Below are 12,139 nucleotides of genomic sequence, written 5' to 3' on the forward strand. Positions count from 1 at the left end.
CTGGCTAGAATAGCGCCGCAACCACAATCTGTGCCCTGGCCTATAATCAAAGCAACCAAGATTGCTTTCTATAACGATAAAAGATGTTGAATTCGCCACCACAACGCAGTGCCGCTCTTCTGGCGATTCTGACCGTTACCCTCTGCCCAGCGCTATGGGCAACCGAAACCAAATTAGGTGACGAACTCTATTTTTCCGGCCACGCCACCCTCGGCGCACTCTACACCGAGACCAAAGACGCCCAGTTTTACCGCAACCTCAATCAACGCAACGCCGACTTTGATCAACTCACCCTGGAGAGCGACAGCCGCCTGGGCCTGCGCCTGAGTTACCGGCCCCACAAGATGATCGGTGGCGAAGTGCAGTTGATCACCCGCTACGGCCTCTCCAACAACTTCGAGACCAACCTGTTCGCCGCCTCGGCCCGAATTCGCCCCGGCAACGGCTGGCAGCTGGGCGTTGGTATTCTGCCACTGGAGTCGTTTTATCGTTCCGACTCCATTCACGTGGGCTACTCCTACCTGTGGGCGCGGCCGCCGGTGGAGATGTACAACTTCAACATTGCCAATAATTTTGAAGGCATCTCCCTGCAAAAACGCTTTTTCTGGGGCACGCAGAGCCTCTCCGGCAAGCTCTACGGCGGCGTACTGGGGCGCCAATACTCGACCCACCCCAACGACCAGTACGATGGTAGTCACTCACCCCTGATGGGTCTCACCTTGGAGTACACCGGTGAACACCTAGCGCTTAGTTACGGCTGGGTAGAGTTCGACATGGCGGACGAGGCGCTGCTGACCACCAAAAACAACGCCTTTCTGGCTCCTCCGGAAGGGGGCGACGCGGCTCTGCTGCAGCTGCTGTTTGACAGCCTGGTAGACAACACCGATATCAGCTATCAATACCTTGGCTTTGCCTATGAGCAGGGCCCCTGGCGCCTAGAGGGTGCCGCCGCAGAAACCGATAGTGGCCTGCGCGTATTTCAGGATACCTACAACGGCTACTTAAGCCTGGGCTATCGGCTGGACAACTGGACTCCGTTTGCCATGGTCTCCTACGCCCACAACAACCCGCCACACTCCCTGCGCGGCAATCTGCCTGCATTCATTGAGGGGGTGATATTGGAAGGGGTCAAGGCCGCCCAGGCCGAGCAGACCAATCTGGCCTTAGGAGTGCGGCTTGACCTGAGCGCCACCCTATCACTCAAGTTGCAGTTCAATCACATTGAAGAGGCGCACAGCGACAGCTATCTCTGGATTAACGAGTCCCCCGATTGGAACGGCACCGCCAATCAGTTCTCCCTGGTAATGGACGCGATCTTCTGATGGCCTGGATCAAACGCCACTGCCGACTCCTACAGGTCCTGATTGGGGTGACCTGGCTACTGGCCGCCTCAGCCCAGGCCGAAAAGCTCTACGTGGTGGTGAATGCCGCCGTTGAGGTCGAGTCTTTAAGCCACAGTGAAGTACTCAATATCTTCATGGGGCGCAGCCAAAAGCTCGACCGGCAACAGATCGCACTGCCACTGGATATCAGCAGTGACCACCCGGAAAAGGCCGAGTTTTACCAGGCACTGATCCACCGCGACCTGGCCGAGGTGAACTCCTACTGGACCCGCGTCATGTTTTCCGGCGACGCCTCCCCACCCCGCCAGATGGACACCTATGAACAGATTCGGCAAGTTATCCGCAACAACCTGGGTGCTATTGCCTATTTGCCGGAATCAGAATTAAAACAGTTACCCGAAGCCAGTTACCGGGTGGTCCACGTTCTGGGGGAGTAGTTACCCAAACCCACGCGGCCCCATCGTCCGGCGTGGCACCTGGGTTGTTCTATACTTGATGTGCCGTTTTAAGAACCTGACCCCGTGGATTCTGAATTTGCCCTCTCTGCCCAAGCCGCTTGTTGTTTGCCTAGTTTGCCTACAGAGCCTTCTGCTGGCGGTGACCGGTGCAGCCCGGGCGGCCGAGCAGGAGATCGCCGACGACCTCTTTTTCAGTGGCCACGCCACCCTGGGCCTGCTTTACAACACGGAAAAAGAGGCCCAGTTTTATCGTGACGCCAGCCAGCTCAACGCCGATTTCAGCCAGTTTACCTACCAAGCCGATTCCCGCTTTGGCCTGCGCCTGAGTTACAAACCCCACAGCAGACTGGGTGGGGAGCTACAGCTGATTACCCGCTATGGGTTATCGAATGAGTTTGAGACCAACCTCTTTTCAGTCTCGGCCAATTGGCGGGCAGGTAATGGCTGGTTGATTAAAGCGGGTTATATTCCCTTTGAATCCTTCTATCGCGCCGACTCAGTCCACGTTGGCTACTCCTATCTGTGGGCGCGGCCACCGACCGAGTTCTACACCCTGAACATCGCTTCCAGCTTCAAAGGGGTCTCTGTCCGCAAAAGTTTTCTGTTCGGCTTCGACACCCTACAGCTGAAGGCCTATGGCGGTTTATACGGCAAAACACCCTCCAGCCATCCGGATGACCAAATCGACGCACGCAATTCGCCACTGTATGGCCTTTCGTTTGACTATATTTCCGGCAACTGGGGTGTCAGCGCCGGCTATAACCGAATTAAATTGGACCGCCAGGCGCTGCTCAGCACCCGAGATAACGCTCTGGTGCCCATCGACACCGGTGATGCCGCCACCGATGCCTATCTGGTGCAGGTTCTGAATGAAGCGCTGATTAAAGATACCAATTTCGAATACAGCTATTTGGGTTGGAATTATGATCGCGCCAATTGGCGCCTGGAGGCGGTGGTCAGCAACACCGACACCGGCTACCGCTCTTTGAGCCAGGCCAACAGCGCCTATTTTAGCCTCGGTTACAAGTTTCAGCGGCTGACCCCTTATGTCGTTATCACCTACGTCCACAACGACGAACTGCATAATCTAAACAGCGGCGGTCTGTCGGACGAACTGAACGCAATCATCAAGCAGAGCGCCAACAATACCCACGGCGAAGAGTTTAACTATGGCTTGGGTCTGCGCTCGGAGCTGGCGGAAAATATTGCACTGAAAATGCAGTACAACCACATCGACAGTAATGAGAACCCAAGCCTGTTTTGGCTGAGAGAATCGGAGAATTGGGATGGCAATGCCAACCTCTTTTCACTGGTTCTGGATATGGTGTTCTAATGGTTGGCCGGCAAACACACTATCGCCAGCGAGCATGCCCAGCAAAGTCAGGTTTTATCTCCGCCGGCGACAGAATGATCGCGGCTAAGACCATGAGAAAATCACTAGCAAGCAGGGTGGTACGCCTTTGAAAACTGCGCATTTCAGCAACAGCCTGGTTGTAAAATCGCTACAGTACTTCGCCTTGCTGGTGACTGTGATTGGCGCGATTTCACTGGCGTTTAACTACTCCCTCGCCAGTAGCGATATCAAAAACAGAACGCTGGCCCAGGTGGAGGGTTTGATCAACACTATCGAGCCCAGCGCAAAAATCGCCGCCTATCTGAATGACCGGGGCCTCGCCCGGGAAATTGCCCGCGGCCTGATCAACAACGATATTGTCTACCAGGTCAGGCTGATCGATTCCGAGGGCGACGATCTGATCTCAATGACCAACACCCGCGGCCATACCATGAGCGGCATAGAGACCACACGCACCATTCGCTCACCGTTCGACAATTCGGTCGTGGTCGGCCAAATCAGCATCCAGTTGGACCAAAACACCCTCGACCAACAAAAATTCCACTACCTGGTGAGCGTGCTAACGCCCATTGTTCTGCAGACGCTGGCGGTAATTTTTGCCATGGTCTGGGCTGGCTGGGCGGTGGCCATGCCGCGGGTTAAGGCGTTCCTGGCCAAGCTTGATAAGCTTGATATCGAAACGGGAGAGCACCTGGATATCGACGAACAGCGCAACGGCGTTGAGTTGGGACAGACCGCCAGATACATCAATACACTGATCGACAAGATGTACCAGGCTTTTAGCCTGGAGCGCGCACTGCGCCGGGAGAGTGAAATCCAACAACGGAAAATGGAGGCCATTTTTGAAAACGCCAGAACCGGCATCTTCCTGGCCGACCGCGACGGCAAGTTGTTGTCGTACAACCATGCCTGCCAAATTATCAGTTTGCGTAAAGGGGTAACACTAACCGGTGACAGCCAGGTTCAGGATATTCTGACCACCGACATTCCGGAGACCAACGAACAGATAGCCAAGAGCCTGAAAAACCTCTCCAAACTGCATTTGGAAATTTACCTGCCGGGAAAAAACGGCCACCGGGAAACCTGGCTGCAGTTGAACCTGACCCCCATCGACGACCACTCAATTCAGGGAATCATCAACGACATCTCCGCCGTGAAGAGCGAAAGTATTGCCGCCCAAACGCTGGCGCGTACCGACCCGCTCACCAAATTGGGTAATCGCCTGGGCTTCGAAGTTGAATTTAACCGGCGCCTGGGTCGCACTGGCTCCGGCCAGCAGAGTCTCACCTTAATGGCCATCGACCTGGATAGATTTAAGGTGGTTAACGACACCCTGGGCCACGGCGCCGGCGACCAGGTGCTAAGAGACGTTGCCCAACAGTTGCAAAAAATGACGCGCGCCAATGACTATATTTGCCGCATGGGCGGCGACGAGTTTGTCATTCTGCTGGACGATATCAACGAGACCATCTCGGCTAAATTGGCCGAGCGTATTGTTGAGCAGCTGCAGGAACCCATTGTTCTGGATGATGACCATTCGGCACATATCGGGGCCAGTATCGGTGTGGTTTATGTGCCGGCCAACGAAAGCGCCTGCGCTGAGGAGCTGCTGCGGCGAGCCGACAAAACCATGTACAAGGTGAAACACAGCGGCCGCAACAACTATGCTGTGGTTAATTTTTCTGCCGCGTAATCAATAGCGGCAGCAGATTTCACCCCCTCCACGCCAATACTCCGCTCAGCGATAATCGGGCGTTTGCCAAAATGTTTAAATGACGCGGCCAGCAAACTGCACGCACCGGTGAATTCATCAGTCAAAAAATTAATTTCTGCTTCAGAGCCAGAGCCTGGAACAACAATTGACCAAAAATGATCACCCGCCACCAAAGTACCAGTGAATTTGATCGAAACAGCGCTATAAACACCCACCCATCTAGGGTATAAATAGTGCCCCAATTACCGCGGGTTATGGAGCTGGGCGCCAACATTGTCTGGCCGAAATTCATGCCAGCCCCTGGCAGAAAATAGCAACATCCAGAAAAACAATTAGCAACATCCAAAAAAGCAATTAGCCAAGGCCCGACTCAACGGCGAGAGTGCCCCGACCAAAACTCTCTATTCCGACACAGGCCAGCGCAAACAAGGAGTATTTCCATGTCCAGTTCCGATTCAAAAGAGACGTTTAAACAAGCCTCGCTGCAATACCACCGCCTGCCCAAACCCGGCAAATTGGAAATTTCCCCCACCACTCCACTGGACACCCAATCCGACCTCGCCAAAGCCTACTCGCCAGGTGTGGCCTACGCCTGTGGTGCCATCGTCAGCAACCCGGCCGCCGCCGCGGAAGTAACCGCGCGCGGAAATCTGGTGGGCGTCATCTCCAACGGTACAGCGGTACTTGGTTTGGGCAGCATTGGCGCACTCGCCTCCAAACCAGTGATGGAGGGCAAAGCGGTTCTCTTTAAAAAATTTGCCAATATCGATGTCTTCGATATTGAAGTTGATCAAACCGACGTTGATAAATTTGTCGATATTGTCTGCGCCCTGGAACCCACCTTCGGCGGTATTAATTTAGAGGACATTAAAGCCCCGGAGTGTTTTGAAATTGAGCGCATGTGCCGTGAGCGCATGAATATACCCGTCTTTCACGATGATCAACACGGTACCGCCATCGTTGCCGCCGCGGCCGTCTACAACGGCTTAAAAATCGTCAACAAGCGCATTGAAGAGGTGGTCCTGGTCGCCTCCGGTGCCGGCGCCGCCAGCATTGCCTGTATCAATTTGATGGTCAGCATGGGGCTGAAAAAAGAGAACGTCTATGTCTGCGACAGCAAGGGGCTGATCTATCGCGGCCGCACCGAAGGCATGAATCGCTACAAAGAGGCCTACGCCCAGGAGACTGACAAACGCACCCTGGCTGAGTGCATGGACGGCGCCGATATTTTCCTTGGCCTCTCCGGCCCCGGTTCCCTCTCCGCCGAGATGCTGGTGGGCATGAAAGAGAACCCCTTGATTTTAGCCATGGCTAACCCGGTACCGGAGATTACACCGGAAAAAGCCAAAGCCACCCGCCCCGATTGTATTATCGCCACCGGCCGCTCCGACTATCCCAACCAGGTGAATAACGTTCTCTGCTTCCCGTTTATATTTCGCGGCGCACTCGACTGCGGCGCCAGCACCATTAATGAAGAGATGAAAGTCGCCTGTGTGAAAGCAATCGCCGAACTGGCCCTGCAGGAATCCACCGACGAAGTAGCCCAGGCCTATGCCGGCGAACAACTCAAGTTCGGCCCCGAATACATTATTCCTAAGCCTTTCGACTCGCGTCTGATTGCCGTGGTACCGCCGGCGGTGGTGAAGGCGGCCATGGAGTCCGGAGTCGCCACCCGGCCCATTGAAGATCTGAACGCCTATCAGCAGCAACTCAATGCCTACGTGGTGCGCTCCAGCATGTTCATGCAGCCGGTGGTAGCCATGGCCCAGAGTGCCCAATCCCGACTCGCCTACGCCGAAGGTGAAAACGAAATGGTGTTGCACGCGGTGCAGAAGGTAGTCGATGAGCGCGTGGCGACACCGGTACTGATTGGCCGTACCCAGGTGATCGAGGAGAAGATCGCCGATTTGGGCCTACGGCTTAAGGTGGGCGAAAACATTGAGGTGATCAACCCGGAAACCTCTGAGCTCACTCAATCCCTGGCGGAGGAGTTCCACGCTGTGGTGGGCCGCAGAGGCAACTCGGTGGAGGCCAGTCAGACCATGGTGCGTACCCACGCCACGGTACTGGCGGCCATGCTGGTTCGCCAGGGTATTGTCGATGGCATGATCTGCGGCAAGATCGGCCGCTTTGATTACCACCTACGCCGGGTAACTGAAATATTGGGCATGAGCAGCAAGCAACCCCACCTCACCAGCCTTTCCACCCTGCTGCTGAAAGATGGACCTCTGTTCCTAGCCGACTGCTTTATCAATATCGACCCCACCGTCGAACAGATTGTCAGCACCACTGAGTCGGCCATCGAACAGGTTCACCGCTTTGGCATCACCCCTAAGGTGGCGCTGCTCTCACACTCCAACTTTGGCAGCTCGACCGCGCCCTCGGCCCAGAAAATGCGCAAAGCCTCCGAGCTGTTGCGCCGGCAGTATCCAGATCTGGAGATCGACGGCGAAATGCACGCGGTCACCGCCCTCGATGAGGAGTATCGCAACACCATCTTTGAGCACAGCCACCTGAAAGGCAGCGCCAATTTGCTGATCTTCCCCAACATTGATGCCGCCCATCTGGCCCTGGGGCTGTTGCGCCGCAAAGCCAATGGCTTGTTGGTGGGCCCCTTCCTCTCCGGCCTGGCAAAACCAGCTCATATTCTGGTCAACTCCGCCTCAGCGCGCAGTATCTACAACACCAGCGCCCTGGCGGCGGCCGATATCCTGCGCTATCAGCAGCAGCTGGCCCGCTAGCCAAAATCTGCCTGGGAGCGGAGAGTGCACCCGCCCCCAGGCTATTAACCTCCCACTCCCGATTAATAGATCCATCGCAAAGATGTGTAGATTTTTACGCCCAACCCAGGTAACTTAACCGTTTAATTAGGGAGAAAACCTGGCCAAAGGTGACGCCAGGTTTAATCAACATGGGAAGCAACTATGACTAGCATGGCCCAGATTCGCGAGCAGCAACCCTTTCGTATCGGCTTTCTACTAGTTGATGGATTTACCACCCTGGCACTGGGTTCGGCCATTGAACCACTGCGCACCGCCAATCTGGTGGCCGGCCGCCAGCTCTACCAATGGCACACACTCAGCGTCAACAAGCGGCCGGTACACACCAGTGAAGGGCTGTTGGTGGCCCCTGACGCCGCCACCAGTCAACACCAACCCTTGGACTGCCTGCTGGTTGTTGCTGGTGACAGCTTCCAGCACCAATGCACCAACCACCATATCCGCTGGCTCACCAGCTTTGCCGACCAGGCCATTGTGTTGGGCTCCCTCTGCCGTGGCGCCTTTCTGCTGGCCGCGGCGGACCTGCTCAATGGCCACCGCATCAGTGCCCACCCTCAATGCCTGCAGGCGATACGCCGCCACTTCCCCAAAGTACTAGCCACCGACAAAGCCTTCCACCTGGCCAGCACCCGGCTGACCTGTGCCGGCGGCACCGCCCCCTTGCAGGCCATGCTCAACCTGGTCGGCCAACACCACGGCGAGGAGCTGGCCGAACAGGTGGCACTGCAGGTACTGCCTAGCTACTCCGGCCGTACAGAAATGAGTGAAAGTGTTGAGGAGTACCCGGAGAAGTTGCGCGAGACTATCGCCCTGATGGAGAACAATATCGAAGAACCTATCGCGCTGGATGAGCTGGCGAACTACGTCTCCATCTCGCGCCGCCAGTTGGAGCGGCTGTTCCAAAAACACCTGGCACAGAGCCCATCTCGCTACTACCTGAAGGCGCGCCTGGCCCGCGCCCGTCAGCTGCTGAAACACACCAGCCTGCCCATTTTGGATGTCGCCAATGCCTGTGGGTTTATCTCCACGCCCCATTTCAGCCGGGTCTATCGCGAAAACCTTGGCCTTACACCCAGGGACGAACGCCGTAATGATCAGGCGGCGCCAATCATGGAAACCAACACCAAGGCCAGCGCTGTAAGCCCGGAGAGCACGAATGAGGCGCGACGTTACTACTCGCCCTTTCGACGCAACCCAGCCGCCAACCTCTCGGCGATGGGCTAAACCTCTAGCTGCCACCGACAATTCGGTGGAACCGGCCATGGAAAAAACGGTTCTAATCCCAGACTTTTAAGTCGAATTAGCGTTATTGTGCGTAATGCAATAGAGTTACGGCACAAATCGAGATCTTTCCAGCCCATCCCTGGCACCTAAGCACCATGCAATCTAACTCAGTGACTGTAGATACGGACGGCCATTCACTCCCTTTTCGCATTGCGCCAGCGGTGGCCTCCGGCGTTTACCTGCGCCTCGCCTTTGACCAGTTACTCGACAGTGATTTAAAGCCCAATCCGGACGACTTCTCCATCTCCCTGCCTCTGTGTGAAGCCGGCGGCGACAGCACGGTGCGTCCTATCCACCTTGAAATCAAAAACCGCGACACCGACCAGGGCCCCCTGTCGACCATTATTTTGGTGCTCGACCACCCGCTGCCACCGGTATCGGAGATGGAGCTGCACTACCATCCGCTGGAGCTACTGATGTGGTCCAATACCACCGGTGACTCCATCGAGCCATTTATTCTGCATCTGCCGGTAAAACTATCCCGCCAGGAACCGAAAGGCGCCCTGCCTGCCAAGCTGCTCGAGTCGCTGGCCAATAAAGCCAAAAAGCAGAAGGCGCCGGAGCTACCTCCGGCCATCACCCACGTCGAAGGCAACCGCATTAATGTCTGCCTCAATCGGCAATTGATTCCGCACCAGGGTGTGGCGGCGGGTGATTTCCGCGCCGAGGCCGAAGACCACTGGTGCACAGTAACCGCCGCCGCCATTCATCAAAGTGGCAAAGACGAACCCCATGAGGTGCAGCTGGGCATCAAAGAGAAGCTCGAACCCGGCGCAGTGTTGACCATTGCCTTTAAGGCCAAACGCTACCCCATGACGGCCCTGGATGGCAGTCAGATCAGTAGCTTTAAGGTCTCAGCCCGCTATCTGGGGCCAGGTAAAATTGAAGCCCTGGCCACCGATACCGGTGCGGCAGAGGCTCAGGTGAAGGCGGACACCGAAAAATATCACCTGCAGGCATTGGAGACGATTCTCGATGATTCGGTAACCCCAAAGCAGGTGTGGGGCGGCTATCTGCTCAACAGTCTCTACTCACTAACCCAGCTGTTGGGTCGACCCCTCTCGCCCAAAGTGAACGGAGCTGTTTCGGTATCGCGCACACAGAAGTTGATGGCCATTGCCCTGGGCCTGATCATCATCTGGTTGGCGATTGTCGGGGTACGTTTTATTGCCAGTTTTCCATCCGCCAATCGACCGGCACCGGTGGCCAACACCGTTGGCAGCGACCCTGACCAACTCACATCCTGCCGCCTCAACTTTGTCTCCGGCAACAAATACACCGGCACCTGCAACAGCGCCAACCAACCCCACGGCAAGGGCATCTTCTCCTGGACCTCGGGCAGCACCTATGAAGGCCAGTTCGTCAACGGTAAACGCTCGGGCCAGGGCATTATGTCCTACCCCACCGGCGCTCGTTACGACGGCGCCTGGATAGACGATAAAAAACATGGCCGGGGAACCTACTGGACAGAAACCGGCGACCGTTTTGAAGGAGAGTTTATCGACGGCAAGATGACCGCTAACGGCACCTGTTACAAACACGATGGTACCCAGGTCTCTGGTTATTGCCCTACCTGAGATGAGTGAGCATTCCGCCAAGCCCGTGGCAAGCCTCTACCTCTGCCACTACTCCGACTGGGATTTTGCCGCACTCAAACAGCGTTTTTACTGGTTGTTAAACACCGAGGAGCAGGAGCGCTACGAGCGCTTTAAAAACCTGGATGCCCAGCACCAATTCCTGTTGGGCAAAATACTCACCCGCTGGTTTTTGGCCAAGCATCTCGATAGGCAACCGGAGAGTCTGCTATTCCAGCAAAACGACCACGGCAAGCCATCACTGGTCGACAACGCCATCGACTTCAACCTCTCCCACACCCAGGGCGTGGTGGCGCTGGCCATTACCAACAACGGTGCCATCGGCCTGGATGTTGAAACCACCCAGCGCAAGAGCAGCACCCTGGAGATTGCCGACCACTTTTTCCACCCCAGTGAAGTTACCGCCATCAGCGCCGGCAATACACCGAACGATCAACGGCAACGGTTTTTCAGGTTCTGGACGTTAAAAGAGGCTTATGTGAAAGCGGTAGGCCAGGGATTACAGAAGTCGCTGCAAAGCTTCTACTTTGCGCTGGGGCCACAACAGCAGGTGGCAATAGCCGATGAAGAGTGTGATTTGGTGGGTAGCCAGGTGCAGATATATTCCTACCGGGTCTGGTCGGACTACCTGCTCTGCTGGCTGCAGTTAGCGCCCTTGGTTGCCAATGGCGGGCCGCAGCTCTGGCAGGTGGCACCAGACTTGACCATCAGCGCGCTTGAGCAAGCTCCAGACTTTTTTGCCAACAGCGTGGCGCTGGCTGCGCATGGCTAACGCCGGCGTCACTCCTCGCCCGATACATCCTGACAAACCTCCGTGCCCAACAGTTGCGACGCACCCTGCTCCAGGGTTCGACGTGCCTGGCGCCGCTCCAGTGCGGTGGACTGTTGCTGCTCCGCTTTGCGAATCCAACGAATCACTTTTAGCCAGTCATCGCGATCGACCGCCGAAGGTTTGGGCAGCTCATTGATCCCAAGCCCCGCCTCCACCGCTTTCACGTAGTTTTGAGTATCGCGCAGGGTCGCCACCACTGGAATTTTCAGGCTATCGAGAAAGCGCTCCAGCTTTTGGAAGCTGAGCGTGTTGCGCTTAACCCGATTCATAATAACCCCCAGCGCCACCGGTTTGGCCCGATACTGGGGGTTCAACAGCAGCTGTTTAACAAAGGCCGCCGTGGCGTTGATATCAATTTGAGAAGGTGCCACGGGAATCAACAGGATATCGGTATCCAGTAACCAACGATCTAAATCCGGTGAGTGGATACCGGCGGGAGTGTCGCACACCACATAACGCACCTGCTGGCCGACCTTGTGAGTCATCCAGGAGCGGGTTACCTGGCCGCGATCATAGAGTTTGGTCGAGAGCGCCGAGATCTTGGGCTCACGCGGGCCACGCAGTTGCAACCAGAAACTGGCACTGGCCTGCGGATCGAGATCCAGCATTGCCACCGGCCCCAGCAGGCTGAGATGGGAGACCAGGTTAGTGGTGACCGTGGTCTTACCAACGCCACCCTTGCCGTTGGCAATCATTATCTGTGTTGCTTTCTGCCGCGCGATTACACGAACTTTCGAGGTTTCTGGCATAACTTCAACAACCAATGTTTCTCAGCATAT

At 56.1% G+C, this 12,139-nt stretch carries 10 protein-coding genes; 8 read left to right on the forward strand and 2 right to left on the reverse strand.

Going from position 1 to position 12,139, the window contains the following annotated elements:
* Positions 1 to 83 precede the first annotated feature (83 nt).
* The 4 genes from SBL51_RS12100 (at position 84) to SBL51_RS12115 (ending at position 4,848) form a co-directional block, all read left to right on the forward strand.
* Positions 84 to 1,322: a hypothetical protein gene (locus SBL51_RS12100; protein ID WP_317931222.1), complete on the forward strand. Its 1,239-nt coding sequence runs from the start codon at positions 84 to 86 to the stop codon at positions 1,320 to 1,322.
* A complete protein-coding gene (locus SBL51_RS12105; RefSeq protein WP_317931223.1) occupies positions 1,322 to 1,780 on the forward strand; it encodes a hypothetical protein in 459 nt (152 codons plus the stop codon). Before SBL51_RS12100 ends, SBL51_RS12105 begins: the two co-directional genes overlap by 1 nt.
* Before the next feature lie 160 nt (positions 1,781 to 1,940).
* Positions 1,941 to 3,134 carry an outer membrane beta-barrel protein gene (locus SBL51_RS12110; RefSeq protein ID WP_317931224.1) on the forward strand — a complete coding sequence of 398 codons (1,194 nt, stop codon included), beginning with the start codon at positions 1,941 to 1,943 and terminating at the stop codon, positions 3,132 to 3,134.
* 127 nt (positions 3,135 to 3,261) lie between these two features.
* Positions 3,262 to 4,848 (forward strand): diguanylate cyclase domain-containing protein, encoded by a 1,587-nt coding sequence (locus SBL51_RS12115; RefSeq protein ID WP_317931225.1) that lies wholly within the window; start codon positions 3,262 to 3,264, stop codon positions 4,846 to 4,848.
* On the opposite strand, the gene SBL51_RS12120 is transcribed toward SBL51_RS12115, so the two are convergent.
* Positions 4,818 to 5,039, reverse strand: a complete 222-nt coding sequence (locus SBL51_RS12120) for a hypothetical protein (RefSeq protein WP_317931226.1) — start codon at positions 5,037 to 5,039, stop codon at positions 4,818 to 4,820. The two genes, SBL51_RS12115 and SBL51_RS12120, sit on opposite strands and share 31 nt — an antisense overlap.
* A gap of 270 nt (positions 5,040 to 5,309) precedes the next feature.
* Here SBL51_RS12120 and SBL51_RS12125 point away from each other — a divergent pair, with 270 nt between their 5' ends.
* From SBL51_RS12125 to SBL51_RS12140, 4 genes are all read left to right on the forward strand, one after another.
* Entirely contained in the window at positions 5,310 to 7,610 is a 2,301-nt protein-coding gene (locus SBL51_RS12125) for an NADP-dependent malic enzyme (RefSeq protein ID WP_317931227.1), read from the forward strand.
* Positions 7,611 to 7,793: 183 nt separating this feature from the next.
* The gene (locus SBL51_RS12130) at positions 7,794 to 8,873 is read left to right on the forward strand and encodes a GlxA family transcriptional regulator (protein ID WP_317931228.1); all 1,080 of its coding nucleotides are present in this window, start codon (positions 7,794 to 7,796) and stop codon (positions 8,871 to 8,873) included.
* Positions 8,874 to 9,043: 170 nt separating this feature from the next.
* Complete coding sequence (locus SBL51_RS12135) at positions 9,044 to 10,510, forward strand: hypothetical protein (protein ID WP_317931229.1); 1,467 nt, start codon at positions 9,044 to 9,046, stop codon at positions 10,508 to 10,510.
* A 1-nt stretch (position 10,511) separates the two neighbouring features.
* Positions 10,512 to 11,300 carry a 4'-phosphopantetheinyl transferase family protein gene (locus SBL51_RS12140; protein ID WP_317931230.1) on the forward strand — a complete coding sequence of 263 codons (789 nt, stop codon included), beginning with the start codon at positions 10,512 to 10,514 and terminating at the stop codon, positions 11,298 to 11,300.
* Between the two features lie 8 nt (positions 11,301 to 11,308).
* Here the strand turns inward: SBL51_RS12140 and SBL51_RS12145 are convergent, their stop codons facing one another.
* Positions 11,309 to 12,109 carry a ParA family protein gene (locus SBL51_RS12145; protein ID WP_317931231.1) on the reverse strand — a complete coding sequence of 267 codons (801 nt, stop codon included), beginning with the start codon at positions 12,107 to 12,109 and terminating at the stop codon, positions 11,309 to 11,311.
* Positions 12,110 to 12,139 lie beyond the last annotated feature (30 nt).

Origin of the sequence: Halioxenophilus sp. WMMB6 (assembly GCF_033283405.1) — a bacterium.
Classification (GTDB): domain Bacteria; phylum Pseudomonadota; class Gammaproteobacteria; order Pseudomonadales; family Cellvibrionaceae; genus Halioxenophilus.